We start from the raw sequence: 19833 nt of genomic DNA on the forward strand, positions 1-19833 counted from the left end.
TTTGACAACATAATAGGATCCGTCGACGCCTTTTTCGCCTACGATAACGGAAATGCTTTCTCCCGGAGTTACAGTAAAAGTTCCCATCATAGATGCACCATATCCTCCATAAGCTGTAGGGGTTCCGCTCAGTGTTGATTCTCCTCCTGCTGCTCCAAGTACTTTAATAGTTGCTGAAGTCACGCCGGCAGGAACGGTAAACGATTGGTCCGCACCATTAGAATAAAAAATGGCCATTGGAAGCTCATTCCCGTAATAGGTGGATCCCCCGACGGTTGCGTATCCTCTAACGTAATAGATATTGCCCGTCGCCATACTCGTGATATTACTGGTGGCTGTTCCCAATGAGGTACTTCCGTAAGCTGATTTAAAATTAGCAATAGTGGGATTCGGATTAGTTGACCAGCAGACTCCCCGCTCACTCAGAGTTGTTCCTGCCGGGGCAGTGATATTTACAACTGCCTCTACTACAGTGCTGGACGAAATAGATACACTCCGGGTCTCTACAACGGCCGAGGCCCGCCGGTACTGCACGCCCTGCATAGCGGGCATAAACACTGCCTGTGCATATGTTGACGTTGCGAGTAAAGCCAAAAAGCCGAATATGCTGAGTGCAACAAATCTTTTCATCCGTATGAATTTTCCTTTTTTACGGAACAGCCTAAATAAGGTTACGGATATTGTAAGTATTTAGCATACCTGCAGTCTGTTTTGTGATTGCATATATCCGGGAGCGCCTGGTGGTTTTTCAGGAGGCAGGTGAAGGGAATTTAATATATCGCTTACCAGGTAATTAAGGCAACACCATCAGTCGGATTATATCCTGAGAAATTAACCTGAGTTGCTGCCGGAGCGGCGTTGTAAGAACCACCACCGCCACCGGCCCTGATTCGTTGTATTGAACGTACCCGCAGGCTCCTCCTCCTTTATTTCCAACACCTCCGAAGCCATTAGTTCCGGCTCCATTGACAGTTTGTCCGTTGACACCAAGTCCCGATGTCCCATCCGGCCCGGCCTGTAGCTCAGCGGCGTTTTTTAAAAATACCGTCCTGCACCAGCGTATAATAGTTTCCTATCGGTTTGCCTACTTCGGTAATAAAGTAGATAACCCCGTTCGACTGGGTGATAATGGATTGCTGCCCACCCAGGTCAAGTACCTTATTGCGGTTAAAGGAAATATTGGCGCTGTTCGACCAGCTGAAGCGGCCGAACTTGTTATCGGTGCATCTCACGGAAGAAGCCAATGTCAGCCCCGGCATTGAACGCTGATGTCTGTTCCCATCCCAGTTTAGAGTTTCCGGGTGAGTTCTGGTATAAACCGTTAGAGGACGCGCTCATGCGCTAAAAATAAGTTTATTTAGATCTTAAGTATTATCAAGATTGCAAGATGCTTTTGTTCGCTGATGGTTTCCAATTGTTTTTTGTCTATTGTATAGTTTCCATTGAAAATTATCTGCAGGTTAAAAAAACCTGCAGAGTAAATCGACTATTGCCTGTCCGGGTAAAAGAACATTTTTGCCAAACCCTGGCTACTAGTCATAGGCTTGATGAAATAGGGCTGTACCAGACCTTTGTCAATGGTGGTCGGCAGGAACATACTATTGCCGGATATCGTGCTCTTATTCTGGTCATCATCAAATGCCCACTGGTCGGTGGTACCAGCTTTGGTAAAGTACACACTTGAGCTACCTAATAACGCCTTGGTTCCAAAATCCGCTGTAGCGTTATAATTTACATATACCCATTGTCCCTGCATAACACCCCTGGCGAGATATTCCCGGAATTCCTGGCCGGTGCTGTTATCAACCCTGTACAGAAAAATATCAAACGGCTCGTTGCTGGCCGGATAATAGATATAAAAGCCCAGTTTATTGGTGGTAGCATCCGCCGACGGAGGGGTTACCTCCAGCTCTTTGCCATCCAGGAAGATGTAATTGAAAAGACCCTTCGGTGCATTGACCGGTAATTCTTTGCTATACACCACTTTTTGTGTGACCATATCGGTAAGGGTGAGCATGCGTTTTTTCTCCGAACGGTAGGTGTAAGCAAAATTCTGTGCAATCCCGGAAGCCGCTCCGATAATGTATTTGCCATTCGCTGTTGCTGCATCATATTGCGTAGTGTCAATACTCATCTGGAGGGCGTTTACCCCGCCATTGTACCCGTTTATCACAATCTGCATGACTTTTTCTGTCTCCAGATCGTCTTTTTTACAGGCTGTAAACAGACCTGCAATCAATACCATAAAGACTATATTTTTAATGTATCGTTTCATTGTTTTACTGTTTTATGTATTAAAATACCCTGGTTGCAGCAATATTTTTGACACCTGTACTGCCGGTTATGATATAGCTCCTAAGTTCTCCTTTCGTTCCATCTACAGGAAATAAAGGGAAGTTGGAGAAGATATTCCTCGCAGAAGCATCCTGATAATACCCTAACGTTGTTCCAGCCCTACGAAACGCTATACGTTCAGTAGCCGGAACAGCAGGTATATAATCCGTTTCAAAAAAGAACCATTGATTGGGAGGAACATCTTTTGCTAAATACTTGATAACATTTCCGGATAGCGTAACCGCTATGTCTGCGTTAATAATTGTCTGCACATTTTTGGTAATAAAAACACCTACGATGTTGGCATTGGGATTTACAGGAGGAGGATTGTATTCAACAATCCCGTCGTTTGTATAGAAGAGGTTAATCGCCACGTTTTTTTCGCCTTTTTTCAATTGTCTTTCCAATACGAGCTTACCCGATGTCTTTTCGGTAATTGTCAACAATGCCGTTGTCCTATCTTCAATAAAAGTATAGGCGTCACTTTGGTTGAGCGCCTGTTGCGGAGGCAGATCAAACTTAAATTTAAACGTATCTATCTTCACGACCAGCTCCTCACTGCTACCGTTATATCCTTTTATGGCAACAGGCAACATATCACCTTTGTAGAGAAATTCACTTTCGTTCTTACTGCAGGCAGCAAATACCATTAGCAACACTCCCGTCAGCAGAGCACAAAATATTTTCATTGTTTTCATGTTACTTTTTTCTTAAAATCAAAAATTATAGGAAACATTCAGGCTGAAAGAGCTGCCTATCTTGCGTAAGAAGGTATCCCGGTCACCTACACGGGTTTTGGTCTTTCCGTCTGCCGAAGTTTCGTAATAGCCCTCCTCATACTTTTGAGAGAAGCCATACTTCCATTCATATTTCTCATCCCAAGTCTGTGCGGGTATGGCGCTTTCTGCAAGGCCCGCCCACCTGTCCTGTACCTTATAGGTAACATTGTCATTGATGAAAAACCTGAAGGGGCTATTGGTGATATTGCTCATATTGAACCTGGCCTGCAGCTTTTTGCTTTTCAGGAACTTGTAGCTCAATTGGGCGTCCGCCTGGCTGCGGGGGCGTTCGTACTCCACCACCTCGGGCACAGTGCCGGTTGTAAAAGTTTTATAGCCCATATAGTTCAGCGCAATGCTGGCCCCTAAACGATCACCCGCATATTGCAGCCCGAGGTTGTACAGTACGGGCACCTGTCCGAACAAAGGTCTCTTTTCCTTCAATAGCACCTTCGTGCGGTATTCGTAGTTTTTTCCGTACTTGTCCTGGCCGATGTTTTTTCCTTCGTACCGGCTGGCCTGAACTTCGGAAGTTTGCAGGGTCAGGTTTGCATTTACGTAGATATTGTCCAGGGGTTTCCAACCGGAATAGATGAAGCCAATGCTTTTGCGGACATCAAACTCCCAGCCATGTACCTTTGCCCAATCAGAGTTCTGGGTGTTGAGGTACACCCTGAAATCGGCACCTACCGGCGTACGGTACAGTTCAACAGGTTTGTCGAAGTATTTGTAAAAGAAACCTGCGGAGATAATCTCCCCGGCTTTGGGATACCACTCCAGACGGAAATCATAGTGGTTTATCAGGGTAGAAAGTACCCCCTGGTTCTGGCGGAAGCCACCCACTACGGGGTCGAAGCGGATCATGCGTGAATTCTCTATCAATGCCGGGCGTACTACCGATTGCGAGTATGCGCCACGCACATTGAAATCTTTCACGGGCGTCAATGTCAGGCTGACCGAGGGCAGGTAGCGCCATGTTTTCTCCTCATTAGTAGGGTCGGCAAAGGGAGACACGATTTTGCCTGTTTGTGGATCCACAAACTGCCGGCTCTCATCCCTTTTGATCAACTGGTCAATCTGTATATCGTTGGCGCCACTTCTTAGGCGGTCATATTTATAGTATTCTCCACGTATGCCCCATACCAGACGCATCCAGCTGGCCAGGCGGTTGTCCATCATAGCAAACCAGGCCTTATTGGTATTTTTGCCTTCATAACCGGCCTTTGAGAACAGTGCCGGATAATACATCAGGTCGTTCTGTGGGTCATCAAAATCCAGATACTGTCCCCATTCCTGCACGGGAACGTAGGGATAAACGCTGTTGACGGTATTTACCGCACCAATCGGAAGTACTGTCCAGTCCATGATACCCTTGCGTTCGAGGTATTGAAAACCTGCCTTTGCGGTCTGCTTTTGCCCGATCAGTTGAAAAGGATAGCTGAGTGAACCCTCAGCAATGCGGTTGGTTTCCTCGTAACGGTACTCACTGCGGTTGAAAGTTCCTAATCCGGGGTTGGTAATGCCACTCGGTATAATGTTGTAGACCGTTTCGTTCAGCGTCACTGTTGGTGCCAGCCAGGCTTCCACAGCGTCCTGCTCCAGGTTAACCAGTTTGTTCTGTGCTACGTTCCATTCCAACTTCAGCTTGCCAAATCTGTGCTCGCCATTGATCCTGTTCTGCAACAGGTCGATAAACTTTGGGCGGTCGTACTCGCGTATGGCCGGTTTATTATTTTCATAGCCGATGTCATTGCCAAATCCTACGATGCGGGAGAACTGATTACTGAACAGCCGGGAATAAAAATTACGCGAGGTAATCTTATGGTTCTTACTGCTCCAGCCTGCATTCAGCAGAGTAGCCCAGGTGGTGTTGAAATTGTATTGGTTGGCGGAAGTGGGGTTCACCTGTTCGCCAGTTTCTACATCATAGGTGTAGTTCTCTATCTTTTGCCATACGCCCCTTTCATATTGAGAGATATAATCGATGTTCTGCTCATTACGGTAGCTCACCGAACCCACAAAACCCAGCCGGCTGTTCTTAAGGTTGTAGCTGCGCCCCAAACTGAACTGGTAGTTCTGACCGGGCATAGTCTGGTATACCCTGGTTCCCATACGCTCCAGTCCGCCAATTTTCTTGTTCTGTTCAGCTATCATTGCCGGGGTGATTGGTGTGACGTCTGCCGGCGGTGCAGCATTGGGGTTTGCGGGATTGTAATTACGGCCATCAAACAGTAGCAGTTCTTTAGGGAAATGGTCACGCGTTCCGTCGTCAAAACCCAGGTAATCGTGCTTCCCCCGACCGTAACCCAGAAAATCCTTCCCGGTGCTGCCCTTGATATATTTAGATCCAAAACTGAATGAGGTAAAATTCTCATTGGGGATGGCAAGGGTATTCACTTGCACCAATCCGCCGCCAAAGCCGAAGCTCATGTCCGGGGTAGACGTTTTAGATACGACGACGTTATCAATCAGGTTGCTCGGAATAATATCGAACTCGAAATCGCGCACCTGTACATCGGTGCTGGGCAGGATGGCCCCGTCCATCATGGCCAGGTTGTAGCGCTCGGCAATACCACGAACCACTACCTGACGGTTACCGTTGGTGCTCACTCCCGAGATACGCTTAAGGGTTTCGCCCACATTCTTGTCCGGCAAAGTTGCGATCTGCTCAGCCGACAAACCGTTAGAGATACCGGCTTCGTTCTTCTGACGAGCGTAGAGTCCGGCAGTGCTTTCCTTTTTGAAGGAGCCGGTAACCGTAACCTGACTAAGGGCGTTGGTAACCGGGGTAAGTACAATGTTTAACCGGGTCGACTGCCCTATCTTTACTTCCACCTCAGTAATGCGCCTGGTTTGGAAAGACACGTAGCTGACCTCGATGGTGTACGTACCTGGGGCAATGTTGAAATGGTAGCTGCCATCTACACTGGATTGCAGTGCCTGACCAGTCTGCAAAATCTTCACGCTGGCACCGGGCAATGGTTCACCGCGGTCGTCGAGCACCTTGCCGGAGATCCGGCCGGGCTGCTGACGAACACCTTTCACAGCATCTCCTGTTGGCTCTGATGAGGTGGACGCAGCGGATTCCGCTTCGGTAATGACTACAAGCCTGTTATCAATAGTGTAGCTGTACGGCTTTCCTGCAAACAGTGCCTTTAGTACCCGATCTACCTGGGCATTCCTAATTTGCAGGCTAACCGGTTTTGCCTTACTGAACAGGTCCATATCATAAAAAAAGTCATACTTTGCTTGTCTGCGGATGTCTTCGAGCACCGCATGGATGGTACTATTCTGCCTGTTGATACTGATGCGCTGGGCATAGGTACTGGCATATACCTGCACTAAAAGACAGGTAAGTAATAACATGGTGATCTTCATAACACGCATGCATTGAGAAAAAATCATACTTTTGTTAATGTTAAAATGTAGTTGATAATATTGTGTCGCAATGTTCTCGATAAGCTTTTAACTATCCGGCCAGAGGTGTCCCACCACCTTTGGCCTTAGTTTTTCTTACTACTGTTTGTTAGATTACAGCGTCTGCTTCCTGCCAGGTATTAGTCGGTCACAATTAACCTCCTTCCTTTGATCGTTACGGATGCTTTATGGGTAGCTTGTATCATTTTCACAATAACCGACAGGGGCTGCGAGCGCGACACCATTCCGTTAAAGCGGAGGCTGCCGATGTGCGGCGGATAATCTATCTCCACGTCATACCAGCGCGCCACCTGCCGCATCACACCTTCCAGCGTTTCGCCACGAAAGACGAAATCGCCACTCACCCAGGCCAGCTGCTGCTGGATATCGGCCTGCTGTACATCCAGTTTGCCTGCAAGTAACGACTGCTCACCAGGTTTTAGCAAAGCGGACTGTCCATCGCGGGCGCTCACCTTTACACTGCCTTCAACCAACGTGGTCCTGATGGCTCCTTCATTGCCGTAGGCATTGACGTTGAAATGCGTGCCTAACACCTGTATTAACTGTCCTTCAGTTTCGACAAAGAAAGGTACATTACCTTTTTTACCTGATAACTGTAGTTTTTCAATTTCAAAGTAAACTTCTCCCGTCATTTTCACGCGGCGCTCGTTTGCTGAGAAGCGTACCGGATAGCTTAGAGAAGATGCTGCGTTGAGCATGGCAATTGATCCGTCCGGCAGGGTGATGCGGTACTGGCCGCCGTTCGGCGTAGCTATGGTATTCAATGCTACATCCGTTGCCCCCGGTTCTCCTTTTGCGGTGTAGCGGATATTCCCCGTTTTATCTTTTTCTATATGTACACCTCCCTGAACAGCGATGGTACCGTTCTTTGCGTCGTTGAGGGAAATCACCGAACCGTCTGACAAAGTCAGAAGAGCCTTATTCCGTCCGGGAAGGATGTCTGTTTGGCTGGCGAGTTGTTCTGTATTACTGGTTTGATCTGACCAGCTCCAATAGGTCGCTGCAAGCAATGTAAAGCCCACCAAAAGCGCTGCGGCAATTCGCCCGAAGTTCATAAGGCGGAAGCGTTTTCTTTTACGATCTGCTATCTGCTGATCTACTTTCCGGCGCATGGCCATTCCGCGTTCCTCCTCGTGATCCAGCGATAGGTCATTGGCTGTTGCTTCAAGCTCTTTTTCCAGCATCTGCCTGTGTGCCTTCCTGAGCTGTTCCTCTTCCTCCCCACTCAGCTCCTTGCCATCTGCCAGCTTTTGCCATAGCTTTCTGTAAATATCCTCATTCATCAATTCACTGTCTTTATAGTCTCCGGAAGGCCCTTCATCCGCCCTTTATAGATATAATCAAAAAACGGGGGACATCCCTTGGTCAGAACGACGAAAAAAATGAAGAATCAATAACTTATCTTTGTACGCGCCATTTCAGTCCGTAACAGAGTATATTCTACCAGGCACAATCAAATCAAAATAGAGGATAATTAAAGGAAAAGCAGGAGTATCATGGCACTGCTAATGGCATGCCTTATTCGTTTGAGTGCTGTAGTCACATGGCCTTCCACCGTTTTTGCTGAAATCCCCAGCATGGATGCAGTGTCCTTAACGGACAATTCATCAAGCCTGCGCATTTGGTATACTTTGCGACATTGATCTGGCAACTGGTTCACGCAATTATTGATTTGCAACTGTAGCTGGCGTGTGTTAAAAGATTCGTCTGCTCGCTCAGCCATGGGTTCTTCATAAGTCACCCCCTCAATGCTGACATGTCTTTTTTGTGACTGGATCTTCTTTAGTGTCAACCTGTAGGAGGTGGTAGCAAGCCAGCCCTTTATATTACTGCCGTTCAGCGTCTTCCTGTTTTCCCAAAAGCGAACGAAGGTCTCCTGTACGACATCTTCACTTTCCAGCTCATCTTTCAGCACTTTAAATGAGAGACGGTAGAGCGGCTTCCAATACTTGGTGTATAATTGATCGAATGCAGTATGGTCTCCTGATTGGAGGTTCTCCAGTAATACGGCATCTGTCAGATCAATAGTTTTCAAGTCATGAATTATTTCTGCCCAAAATTACCGGGGGCGTGTAACCACCGGGAGAAGTTTATATTAAGTTTATATTAAGCACTATAAGGCTATATATTTACCGCCTGTTACCATATCTACTTTACATCCTGGAGCAGCTCGGTAACGGCATCCACAGTATTAAACGCATAAAGTCAGACTGTACAGGAATGCCGGAAAAGCTTTATAGACGATGAACCCGACGTTGCATCTAACATATGTTAACATCAACTTAATATGGGTTGGATATTTTTGTGCCTATGAGGCACACTGATGATAAAGAACTTATCAGGCTGCTCCGACTGTCGGATTATGCAGCTTTTGAGGAATTACATCACCGGTACTGGCTCAAACTTCACAAACTGGCCTATCGCAAAATTGGCGACCGGCAGGATACCTACGACCTGGTGCAGGAACTTTTTATCGAGATATGGGAAAAACGGGGGACGCTGAATTTTGGGGAGGAACTGCCGGGCTGGCTGCAAAAGCGCCTTTGGTTCAAACTGTCCGGTTTCTTCCGTAAGAGAGGATTCAACGGGAAACATCAGGAAAATTTCAGACAATATCTCGAAAATCAAGGCTTTGACAAATGTTTCGATCCTGCTGAATTGCGTGAGGTCAATGCCTGTTACGAAGACCTGCTGGCAGCCATTAACAAGACTATTGAAGAAATGCCGAACCGGATGCGTGAAGTCTTTATCCTGCACCGGCGTCAGCAGCATACCGTTGATGAAATATCGGACAAGCTTAACTTGTCACCCAAAACCGTCCGAAATCAGCTGGATCGTGCCATCGCCCGGCTCCGCCGTTCTACCGAAGCCTACGATGCGACGGCATTAGAGATCCTCTTTATCGTGTGGCTGATTTTTTAAATGCGCTTATCTTTCTTTCCTGACATATTTCGCCAGGCATAATACCGGGAATTTTCATTGTTAAAATATTGTTAAGCAGAATTCATAAAAACTTAACAGAAAAGTTGTGAGGAGAATTTGAAGTTCCTGCTTTATATATATGCAGGGCAAATGAAACGCCTGGTTGAAACGGACAAAACATATGGAAGACCCGGATCATTTGAACGAACTGTACAGGAGGATAATGCATGGCTCTGCACGGGCAGGCGAAAAGGAAAGACTGGCACATTGGATGGTGGGGCTGGATGTGAAACGGGACGACATTTCGCCGGATGAGATGGAGGCGGAACAGCAGAAGTCGCGGGATGAGCTGCGGGAGCGTTTCCTTCCCGCACAGCAGCGGAGTGGATTTATCCGGCCCTGGATGATCGCCGCTTCTGTTATCATGATGTTCAGTGTGGCATTATTGTTCTTTACATTCAGCCGGAATCAACAGTCCGGCACTATCTATTCCGAAACTGGCACCAGGGCAGGGGAGCGCAAACAGGTTACGCTGACAGACGGTACGGTCATCACCCTTAATAGTACCAGCCGCCTGAGGTATCCTTCAACCCTCAACAACAATACCAGAGAAGTTTTTCTGGACGGGCAGGCATTTTTTGAGGTAAGCCATGACGGGAGCCGTCCGTTCATTGTCCATGCCGGTAAACTGGCAATACAAGTATTGGGGACGTCGTTTGACGTCAGGAACTACCGGGAAGATATCAACGCCGCAGTGACTGTGGCCACCGGAAAGGTTTCTGTAAAATCTCCGGAAATAACCGGCCGGCACTTGCTTACACCGGGTGAACAGCTCACCGTCAACAAGCGTACCGGCCTGGCCGAAGAACATGCCGTTGAGCCTGGTGACTTTCTGGCCTGGCAAAAAGGGGGGCAGGTGTTCCGCAGCCGCGAGCTTGGAGAGGTGTGCCGCGTGCTGGAACGTACATATGGCATTACCATCATTATCAGGTCGCCCGAACTGGCAGGACAAAAAATGAACCTGCGCACGCATGGCAATGAAAATATCCGGGGGGTGATAGACATGTTGTCAAAAACCGGCGGTTTCCACTACCACATTAAAGAAAGAACAATCACCTTATGGAAATAAGCGAACAGAAGTATTCACGAAAACACCCTTAGACTATGGATTGAAAGAAAAGCAGCAAGACCTACACAAAGAAAAAAACAGGGACCGAAAAGAAGGAACGAAGGTATCTCACCCCCTTCGCTCCAAAGACTTTACAGGTTCCAATGCAGACAATACATCATTCAACAATAAAGCCATGTGCAATTTTACAAAAAAAAGTGTAATTAAACTTCTATATGATATGTCGAGGTTAGCATTCCTATCCGTTCTTATTACCCTGACCACTTCGGGTGTACTGACGGCATCGGGAGTAAGATCTCAAAGCCTCAAAGAGGTTAAAGTTAAGGTCAACAACAGCGGATCATCACTAAGGAAGGTATTGGATGAGCTTGAAAAGCAGTCGGGTTTCAGCTTCTACTTTACTGAAGAAATCGGTAATATCTCCGGGGTTGCGATTTCGAAAGACGCTGCTTCCTTATTTGATGTCCTGCAGGAGATTGCCGGAAGCAAAAACTTGAGATTCAAACAATCCGACCGTATGATCGCCGTAAGCAGGGTTCCGGCGCAGGCTAAGGTCCAGCAGCCCGGGCGTATTTCAGGCAAGGTCGTGGACGACAGGGGAGAACCTCTTCCCGGTGCAACTGTAAAGATTGTGCAGACTGGTCAGGCCGCACAAAGTAATATGGACGGCAGCTACAATTTCAGTATTGCACCAGGCAGTTACATTATTGAAGTTAGCTACATCTCTTTCCAGACCAGGCGCATTACTGAGGTGGAAGTAAAGGCAGGTCAGTCGACCCGGTTAAATATTGTACTGAGCCCGGCAACAAATGCTCTCAGTCAGGTTACCGTAACCGGAAATTATAAAAAAGAGAGCCTGGCTGGCCTTTATGTCCGGCAGAAGAATAACGCCGGTATCACTGATGGTATAAGTGCCGAACAGATAGAGCGCACACCTGATAAAAACATCGCCGAAACGCTCAGGCGCATCAGCGGCCTAACCAGTCTTGACAACAAATATGTGGTCGTACGGGGATTAAGCGAACGTTACAACCAGTCCATGATGAATGGACAAATGATGCCCAGTACCGAAATGAATAGAAAGAACTTCAGCTATGACATTATTCCATCCAACCTGGTGGACAATGTGGTAGTTACTAAAACTCTCACGCCCGACCTGAGCGCTGAGTTTGGTGGCGGATTGGTGCAAATCAATACGAAAGAGATCCCAGCTGAAAATTTCCTTTCAATAAGTTTTGGTACTTCCGTAAATGACAAAACCACAGGCAGAACCTTTCGTTCTACTGAAATTACCGGTACTGAATACCTTGGCAGTGTACCGGACAGCCGGAAACTATTTGGCACTATCGATTGGAAAAGCAGAACGGACATTATAAATAGTGGTTATTTTGATGCAGGACAGCAAGATGACAGGATATTAAAGGACGCTTCGCTGTTTTCCAACAACTGGGGTTTAAAAAACTACACTCCCGCACCTGGCTATAACGGGCAGTTTTCGATTGGCCGGGTTATGCCTTTGCCAAAAGAACAATCGCTGGGTTTCATGTTTTCCACCAGTTACCGCAATACCTGGCAAACGCAGGATGTGCGAATGAGCCGCGATGGTTATATCCCTTCAAACGTTGATCTTAAAAACGGGCAGGCAGGTTTTTCGGGAAAACGTTATGGCTTTGTTTCTAATCTCGGTGGAACAGCAGGTTTAGGCTATCAGAATAAAGGTAACAAACTGAGCCTGCAGAGCATTTATCTGCGTACGCTCGATCAACAGTTCGTGCTGGGAGCCGGCAAACAGGAAGACCATGGGCAGAACGTTGGATATTATGACATGCTAACGGTGACAAGACTATGGCAAACTCAGTTAAAAGCCGAGCATCTTGTTGGGCATAAGGGTGTTAAGCTAAACCTTGCGGCGAGTTATACTACGCTGGACAGGCTAAAGCCAGATAATAAACAGGCAAATATGGGCTATATAGGAAGTGAAACAGACGGTCCTGATGTTGCATCATCCGATTTCAGTATCACCAATGCGTACAGTGGGGGAGTAAGTGCAGGAGCGATGCGGTGGTGGAGCCGGGCGTATGAGAAAGACTGGGGATGGAATGCTGATTTATCCGTACCATTCAGATTTTCTTTAGGTAAACTGCCTGTAACTAATATGCTGAAAACCGGTTATGCCGGATGGAGTAAAGACCGGTTCTTCTGGGTGTTGATAACAGGCTCGAGATTTTTTACGGATGGATCCAATCCTGAACCATTAAGCGTGGCCTTTAATCCGGCTGACGGGGGGGAGATTTATTCTTCAAAATTTGGTGATGATTTTCAAAAGAAACCAGTCCTCCATGCCGGTTATGTAATGCTGGACAACAAGATTGGCGACAGGTTCCGGCTTGTGTATGGTTTGCGGGGCGAATATTACAACCTCAACGGTGCAAATGCCATTCTGGAAAAGTTTGTGGAGAACCAGCAACAAAATAACGGTGATGTTACCGATTACAGCGACCTCTATAACCGGGAACCCGACTGGAATTTTTTTCCCTCTGCCAACCTTACTTACGGCCTTACGTCTCAAATGAATCTGCGGATGGCTTATTCCAAAAGTATAATAAGGCCGGACCTCAGGGAAATATCCTATTTCAGGGAATACGACTTTGAACTGGGTGGCAGTTACTGGAGCCAGTCGCCCATTATCTCTACCAAAATCCATCATCTTGATTTTCGGTACGAATGGTATCCCTCTGCCGGCGAACTGCTTTCCTTTTCGCTGTTCTATAAAAAGCTTCTTTACCCGATGGAAATATTTGCCATGCAGAACAAACTGTTTGAGCTGAAGAATGACAAGGATGCCATCAATAAAGGAATCGAGCTGGAAGCCCGGAAATCAATGATATTTACAGATCTGCCGGTTTTAAAGAATATAACGCTATACGGCAACTTTACCCGGCTGTTTGCAACGGTAAGGCCTATGGATGTTGACTATAGGGCTCTGGATGCCGGTAATCCTAACAAGCTGTTTGTAACAGAAAATATCGGGGCCGAAGAAAAGAGGCCGCAGTCGGGCGCCAGCAACTTTATGTATAATGCCGGGATGTATTATGACCATAAGCACTTTTCTGTAAGCCTTAGCTATAACAAAATAAGCAATCGCTTTTACCGGGTAGGCAGTGACGAAGTAGGCTCCCTATATGAACAACCCATGCAATCGATGGATGCCCAACTGGCAGTAAAGTTATTAAAAGAGAAAGCAACCATCAAGCTGAATGCAGGCAACCTGCTGAACAGTAAATACCTGATTTATGTAAATCGCTATGATGGCGGCTCCTATGTACCGCATGACGGGCATGAACCTTCATCTAAAGAACTGATGTACCAGAAAGGTACGGATATGCTGGATTACGAAGGCGCCCCGGGCCGTACTTACTCACTCAGTTTTAGTTACAACTTTTAGATAGCAACAAAACATCAAGTAAAATGAAAAAGATATTCATATTATTTGCACTTGCACTTACGTTATTCGTTTTTTCCTGTACAAAGGATGATGAAGGATACGGGGTTAAAAATTACTACGGGTCTTTCTCTGCCGAACTACTGGCGCTTCCCGGCGCATCTACATTAGACATTTATGTAGCCGGGACTAAAATAGATACTTTGGCCGCCGGGAGAATTATTGGTAATGATATCCCGAAAAGGTTAACGGCCGGAAAGGCAACCACTATTTCATTCAAAAAAGCAGGCACTGATTCCCTGGTGCTCGATACTACAATTACTGCCGGTGCTTCGGAAAAAGTGGCATTGAAAATTGCATACAGCTCTACGCTTGGAATGAAGAGCTTTACAAGTGGCAATACAAATGTCAGTGCCGATTCTACTTCTTTTTTTCTTTTTAACAGTGTGCCCGATGGTGCCGTAGCAGATGCTATCAAAACAGATGCTTACCTTCTAAAATGGAATAGTGAGTCTTCGTTATTCGAAGAAACAGGTATTGTATGGACTAACCTGGAAAAAGGAAAACTTCACCCGAATTTTGTTACAGTCAGGGCGACAAAAGACGATGGCTCTGCTATTATATACGCTATCAAATTAAAGAACAAAGATACGGGAGAGTTTCTGGCAGACGGCATCGGTTCTGAATATTTTAGTATTTATATAGAAGCGGGCAAGCGTGAAATCATTACTTTGAATGCACTGGATCTGGGAGGAGGTTTGTGGTTTTTCTTACCGGATTATGCCATCTATTAATGTCCTCCTTAATTGGCAGGCCTAGCTGTCGGCAGAGATGAAAGTATCTATGTGCTGGATGCAGTGAACGACGCAATACGTAAGGTACTTTTAAAGCAGCCTACGAAGGCCCCCGTCATCAAGATTTTAAAAACGCCCGGCCTATGCAGCCGGGCGTTTTTAATTCATTCATGCAGCCCTTTATTCCGGAGGTACGTTAGTAATTCCCGGCAACGATCGGTCTGTATGACGTTTGCTCCCTGCTTTATTATCCAGCCCCAGTTGGCATCCGGGTCTGTAATGGCTTTCTCGTCAGTATGACCGGCACAAAGCTCGGCCCATAATGTATTATGCCATGCTTTGCCCGGAGCTGGGCAAGAGTCTCGTTTCCTTTAAAAAACGCCTGTTTGATGGTCCCCGTTTTTTTAAGTACCTGATACGTTTCGGGCAGGCATTCCCAGGCCTTATCAAGATTCAGCAGTACCGGCTTGTTCTTTACGAACAGCATTACTTCCTCCAGGGAAGGTATTTTTTCGTCAACTGTGCCACCGTGTCCCTGTCTTAGCTTAAGCGTTTTAAGGGAGTCAAGAGTCCAGTCCGAGACTTTACCCTTGCCACTTGTCGTCCTGTCGATGGTTTTATCGTGAAGCAGCACCAATTGATTGTCTTTGGTTTTTCTCACGTCGATCTCTACGATATCGATGCCCATTTTTATTGCTCTGTCTATTGCATTTATTGAGTTTTCAGGCGCGTTTCTCCAGTCGCCACGATGAGCAGCAGTCAAGACATATCCTTGTTTCGGATGCTGAAAATGAGCAAGAATGGATTGCCATGTCTTAGTGTGGTGTTGCTGGGCAAGCGCTTGCTGAACCGATAAAAGAAGAAAGATGAACACGAATCTTTTGAAGTGTTTCATCTGAGCTGTGTGGATGTGAATAGTCATGATAGTTTACGTCTGATGATCAATAATAGCCTGGATTCTGAACAATAGCGGGATCGGTGTTGACCTGACCGATTGGTACGGGAAGTAACAGATGATGCTTGTCGACTGTAATCGGTACACCGCTGTCTTTGAACCACTGGTTCATTACAGAGACGGCGTCGCCCGTGCGCAATAAGTCGAACCATCGGTGTCCCTCACCAACCAGTTCAAGCCGTCGTTCAAGGGCAATCGCTGCCCTCATTTCATCTTTTGTCGATGCTGGACTATCCTGCAGTCCGGCCCTGTTTCTCACTGGATTCAGGTACTTGCGTGCTTCTTCAATATTATTCTGTTCATTTTGCGTCTCGGCGAGCATCAGTAATACGTCAGCATAGCGAAGAACAACAATGTCACTTCCGCCGTCGGTTATCACCGATGGCTTTTTTAGCTTATTCGAATAGGGTACACCCGTTGCCGCCAGCCCTACGTAAGCAGTTTTCCTCAGGTCGTTGCTTGTATACAGGTTGTATAAGTACTTTTGTAAAACCCAGGTTGTTTGTACAATAGAACCAGCGCTGGACTGGTAGCTATATCATCCCTGGATGGCCTTGAAAAACGGCCTTAAGACTAATTTTGGCAGATGAATATGAAAATTTTAGTTATCGGTGCAACGGGTCTCATTGGCAGAAACGTTACCAGTAAATTAGTGAACGCAGGGCACCATGTGATTGCGGGTTCCAGATCGACCGGAATTGATATCATAACGGGCGAAGGCCTGCCGGAAGCGCTGGAAGGTACAGAGGTGGTTATTGACCTGTCGAACTCTACGAGTCCTGAAGACGAATTGTCCAATAATTTCTTTCGTACCGCCGGGCAGAACCTTGCCCGTATGGAGAAGGCGGCGGGAGTTAAACATCACCTGATCTTATCAATCGTCGGGACCGATTTGGGACAACATATAGGGTATCTGCGGGCAAAAAAAGTGCAGGAGGACCTGATTAAGGAGTCCGGCATTCCTTATACCATTATTCGCGCTACCCAGTTCCATGAGCATATCACTACCCTGATTGCTGTACAGTCGCAGGACAAGGAGGTTCACATTTCAACTGTCGATTATCAGCCAATTGCAGCTGAAGATGTGGCGGCATTTATTGCTGCAACTGCCCTGGAAGCGCCGGTCAACAGCACTATTGACATTGCCGGACCTGAGCGGGCTTCTATGACGGCATTTGTGGAAAGATACCTGGCAATCACGGGAGAGGATAAAGTTCTTGTTCCGAATGATGATAATAAGTACATGTTTTTCGATATTGAAAAGTCGGGACTGGTGCCTGCCGGAGATTTTGTCAGCGGAAAAATCAGCTTTGATGAGTGGATTGAGAATAACATTCAGCACCTTCATCCATGATTTATTCGTAAACTTACACCGCCATTGTATGGCGTAAAGCATCCGGTCTTCATTATCATGAGCATCCACACACTGCCTTTCGGTAATCTCATTGAAATTGACAGAAATTCTGCCCTGCCGGTTTTCAGGCAGGTAGCGAACGGCTTGATCTGCCTGATCAGGAACGGTAAGATCAGGCCCGGGTATCAGTTGCCTCCGAGCCGTCTTATGGCTTCGGAGCTGAAACTGAACCGAACGACTATCGTTGCTGCGTATGATGAGCTGAGTGCCCAGGGCTGGCTGGAAGTGACTGAAAGGAGAGGGGTATTTGTCTCTAAGCGGCTTCCGGGGGTTAGTCCGAGATCTTTCCAGGCGGATACTGAGGAGGAAGGCTTGCCTGGGCCATCTTTTTACAGGCGGATCACAGAGCGTCCTCCGGTCTCCCCGGAACTGAAGCCATTTGATCTGATGATCAACGATGGATACCCGGATCAAAGGATCGCTCCCCTGGGTGCTATCTTCAACCATTACAAGACTTTAGCGAACAGGGCATACCTTCATGGTCAGTTGATGTATGGAAATGCGGGAAGCTTATCCCTTAGAAGGGAGCTTGCTGTTTTTCTTTCCCAAACCAGGGCGCTCAACATTCAAGCAGAGAATGTTTTAGTTACCCATGGCGCTCAGTTGGCCATTTTTACAGCAGCGAGCATGATTATCAAACCAGGCAGTACGGTGATCGTAGCGGAGCTGAATTATGTACTGGCCGGTAAGCTCTTTGAGCACTTAGGCGCCAGGCTGATAAAGGTGAAGGTGGATGAAGAGGGTATAGATGTAGATGCGGTTGAAGAGATCTGTAAAAAGTCGCGGCCGGCGCTGCTGTATGTGATCCCTCATCATCACCATCCTACAACGGTGACGCTAAGTGCCGGGCGCAGAGTGAAGTTACTGGAAATCATCAGGAGGTATCAGCTTCCGGTGATCGAGGATGATTATGACTATGACTTTCACTATGATAACAGTCCCATTTTGCCTTTGGCCAGCGCTGACCACAATGGTTTGGTTATGTATGTCGGATCGATCTCCAAGACATTGGCCCCGACTATCCGTTTGGGTTACCTCATCGGCGGATCGGACTTTATATGGCAGGCCTCGAGGCTGAAACAGCTGGCAGAGATCCGGGGAGATGTGTTGTTTGAAGAATCGGTAGCCCAGCTTTTTAATACCGGAGACATGCAGAGGCACATCAGGAGGTCGGTAAAAATATATAAGCAAAGGCGTGATCAGTTTTGTGATTCGTTAAAATCGCTGGGAAGTGATTTTGCGCGTTTCGTCAGCCCCCAGGGCGGGATGGCGGTGTGGGTAACCTTTCCGGAAGGTTATTCTCTCCCTCAGCTTTCTAAAAGACTAGCCGGCAAAGGAATATACATGAATGAGGGAAGCCTGTACAGGTATAGCCCGGATATCAACGGGGCCCGGCTGGGTTTTGCCTCTCTGAACCCTGATGAAATGTCGAAATTTTTCGAAGGTTTCAGGCTGAGCTTGTGATCTGCCGAAACGAAAAATGATGAACACCTGGCCCGCCTTTGCCTTTTTCGGATCTGAAGGTAAAGCGCGGTTGCTCTGAATCTCCGGCAAGTTAACATGTAACCATATCGGGATGTAATCGTAAAAGGCCTAAAAAGAAACTTATTTTATGAACGTCGTTTCGAAGGTTTTGTCATTTGCTGCTTTGCTTTTTTGGGTAAACTCTTCAATAGCACAGGTTGCAGTCATGCCCAGCATGTTTGGTGTATATAATAAGGGAAGCGTCCCCCCGACGATTCAAACTCAATATGTTACAATAGCTGACGATGGGAGTGCCGTAACGGCAGCTGTAAATATCACAGCCCCGGCTGGAACTACTATTACATCGCGGGGTGTTTGTTATTCAACAAGCCCGAATCCGACAACCGCTAATACCAAAACAATTAACAGCTCAGGCATAGGAAGCTATAGTGCCGGTTTAAGTGTAGGCGCTGCAACGGTCTATTATATAAGGGGGTATGCAATCGCAGGAGGTACAACCTATTACGGAAATGAAATAAAGGCAATCGTCTATGTTTATTCAGGCGGTGTACAAACATTTACCGTTCCGTCCGGCGTGACTTCAGCTACAATAAAAGTACTTGGAGCCTCAGGAGGAGATTCTTATATGAGCAGCAACGGTTCATCAGCTTATGGCGGCCTGGGTGCTTCCATGCAAGGCACATTTACCGTTACTCCCGGTGAGTCAGTCTATGTGTTGGTAGGCGAGGAGGGACAGCAGGCAAGTTACGACCTTTCTTACAGAGCTGGCGGCGGCGGAGGCGGCACGTTTGTATACAGAAGCGTCAGCGGGAACCCGATGATTATTGCGGGAGGCGGCGGTGGAGGTTTGAATCAGGCCGCTTCTGGTATCACTAACGGTGAACCCGGACAGTCGGGAACATCGGGTACTTCGGGAACACGGACGGTGGCCTATCCGATAGCTCCCGGGGCTTCAAATGGTAATGGCGGTATCGGCCGTAATGGAGGTGGTGGCGCAGGCTGGTATTCAGCCGGAAGTTGTGATAATTACCCGACCCTGGGGGGACAAAGAAATCCCTGGAACGGAGGGGCTGTTTTTAATGCAACATATCAGTACGGAAAGGGCGGGTATGGTGGAGGTGGTTCTGCTACGCAGGGATAT

The 19833-nt window shown here is 47.1% G+C and carries 16 protein-coding genes and 1 pseudogene; 7 read left to right on the forward strand and 10 right to left on the reverse strand.

Translation table 11 applies throughout. The features are described from left to right. From DDR33_RS25695 to DDR33_RS02585, 7 genes are all read right to left on the reverse strand, one after another. Positions 1–630, reverse strand: a 630-nt coding sequence (locus DDR33_RS25695) for a hypothetical protein (protein WP_202913636.1), incomplete at its 3' end; no start/stop codon positions are given. Between the two features lie 392 nt (positions 631–1022). Beyond that, positions 1023–1259 carry a hypothetical protein gene (locus DDR33_RS02560; protein WP_109414212.1) on the reverse strand — a complete coding sequence of 79 codons (237 nt, stop codon included), beginning with the start codon at positions 1257–1259 and terminating at the stop codon, positions 1023–1025. Positions 1260–1486: 227 nt separating this feature from the next. Next, positions 1487–2275 (reverse strand): hypothetical protein, encoded by a 789-nt coding sequence (locus DDR33_RS02565; protein ID WP_109414213.1) that lies wholly within the window; start codon positions 2273–2275, stop codon positions 1487–1489. A 19-nt stretch (positions 2276–2294) separates the two neighbouring features. Continuing rightward, positions 2295–3023 carry a hypothetical protein gene (locus DDR33_RS02570; RefSeq protein ID WP_146198685.1) on the reverse strand — a complete coding sequence of 243 codons (729 nt, stop codon included), beginning with the start codon at positions 3021–3023 and terminating at the stop codon, positions 2295–2297. Between the two features lie 27 nt (positions 3024–3050). After that, positions 3051–6518: a TonB-dependent receptor gene (locus tag DDR33_RS02575; RefSeq protein WP_238387635.1), complete on the reverse strand. Its 3468-nt coding sequence runs from the start codon at positions 6516–6518 to the stop codon at positions 3051–3053. A 152-nt stretch (positions 6519–6670) separates the two neighbouring features. Further along, complete coding sequence (locus DDR33_RS02580) at positions 6671–7834, reverse strand: FecR family protein (RefSeq protein ID WP_109414216.1); 1164 nt, start codon at positions 7832–7834, stop codon at positions 6671–6673. Positions 7835–8025: 191 nt separating this feature from the next. Then, complete coding sequence (locus tag DDR33_RS02585; protein WP_158280619.1) at positions 8026–8586, reverse strand: RNA polymerase sigma factor; 561 nt, start codon at positions 8584–8586, stop codon at positions 8026–8028. A 257-nt stretch (positions 8587–8843) separates the two neighbouring features. Here DDR33_RS02585 and DDR33_RS02590 point away from each other — a divergent pair, with 257 nt between their 5' ends. From DDR33_RS02590 to DDR33_RS02605, 4 genes are all read left to right on the forward strand, one after another. Then, positions 8844–9473, forward strand: a complete 630-nt coding sequence (locus DDR33_RS02590; protein WP_238387636.1) for an RNA polymerase sigma factor — start codon at positions 8844–8846, stop codon at positions 9471–9473. A 181-nt stretch (positions 9474–9654) separates the two neighbouring features. Then, positions 9655–10602, forward strand: a complete 948-nt coding sequence (locus DDR33_RS02595; protein ID WP_146198686.1) for a FecR family protein — start codon at positions 9655–9657, stop codon at positions 10600–10602. A gap of 220 nt (positions 10603–10822) precedes the next feature. Beyond that, positions 10823–14047 (forward strand): TonB-dependent receptor, encoded by a 3225-nt coding sequence (locus DDR33_RS02600; RefSeq protein ID WP_238387637.1) that lies wholly within the window; start codon positions 10823–10825, stop codon positions 14045–14047. Positions 14048–14070: 23 nt separating this feature from the next. Continuing rightward, positions 14071–14838 (forward strand): DUF4397 domain-containing protein, encoded by a 768-nt coding sequence (locus tag DDR33_RS02605; protein ID WP_109414220.1) that lies wholly within the window; start codon positions 14071–14073, stop codon positions 14836–14838. Positions 14839–15002: 164 nt separating this feature from the next. Here DDR33_RS02605 and DDR33_RS26925 read toward each other — a convergent pair whose 3' ends face one another. The 3 genes from DDR33_RS26925 to DDR33_RS02615 are packed head-to-tail and all read right to left on the reverse strand — an operon-like array spanning position 15003 to position 16172. Next, positions 15003–15119: a hypothetical protein gene (locus DDR33_RS26925; protein WP_394341097.1), complete on the reverse strand. Its 117-nt coding sequence runs from the start codon at positions 15117–15119 to the stop codon at positions 15003–15005. After that, positions 15086–15733 carry a glycerophosphodiester phosphodiesterase family protein gene (locus DDR33_RS02610; protein ID WP_238387638.1) on the reverse strand — a complete coding sequence of 216 codons (648 nt, stop codon included), beginning with the start codon at positions 15731–15733 and terminating at the stop codon, positions 15086–15088. The genes DDR33_RS26925 and DDR33_RS02610 overlap by 34 nt, the downstream gene beginning before the upstream one ends. Before the next feature lie 46 nt (positions 15734–15779). Further along, positions 15780–16172, reverse strand: coding sequence for a RagB/SusD family nutrient uptake outer membrane protein (locus tag DDR33_RS02615; RefSeq protein ID WP_238387639.1), 393 nt, complete (start codon positions 16170–16172; stop codon positions 15780–15782). Positions 16173–16385: 213 nt separating this feature from the next. Here DDR33_RS02615 and DDR33_RS02620 point away from each other — a divergent pair, with 213 nt between their 5' ends. The 3 genes and pseudogenes from DDR33_RS02620 to DDR33_RS02630 all read left to right on the forward strand — a co-directional run. After that, a complete protein-coding gene (locus DDR33_RS02620) occupies positions 16386–17147 on the forward strand; it encodes an SDR family oxidoreductase (protein WP_109414537.1) in 762 nt (253 codons plus the stop codon). A 57-nt stretch (positions 17148–17204) separates the two neighbouring features. Further along, entirely contained in the window at positions 17205–18671 is a 1467-nt protein-coding gene (locus tag DDR33_RS02625; protein WP_109414222.1) for an aminotransferase-like domain-containing protein, read from the forward strand. A 148-nt stretch (positions 18672–18819) separates the two neighbouring features. Continuing rightward, positions 18820–19833 (forward strand): annotated as a pseudogene (locus DDR33_RS02630) (glycine-rich protein); the annotation flags it as partial.

Origin of the sequence: Pararcticibacter amylolyticus (assembly GCF_003130405.1) — a bacterium.
In the GTDB taxonomy this organism is placed as follows: Bacteria; Bacteroidota; Bacteroidia; order Sphingobacteriales; family Sphingobacteriaceae; genus Arcticibacter; species Arcticibacter amylolyticus.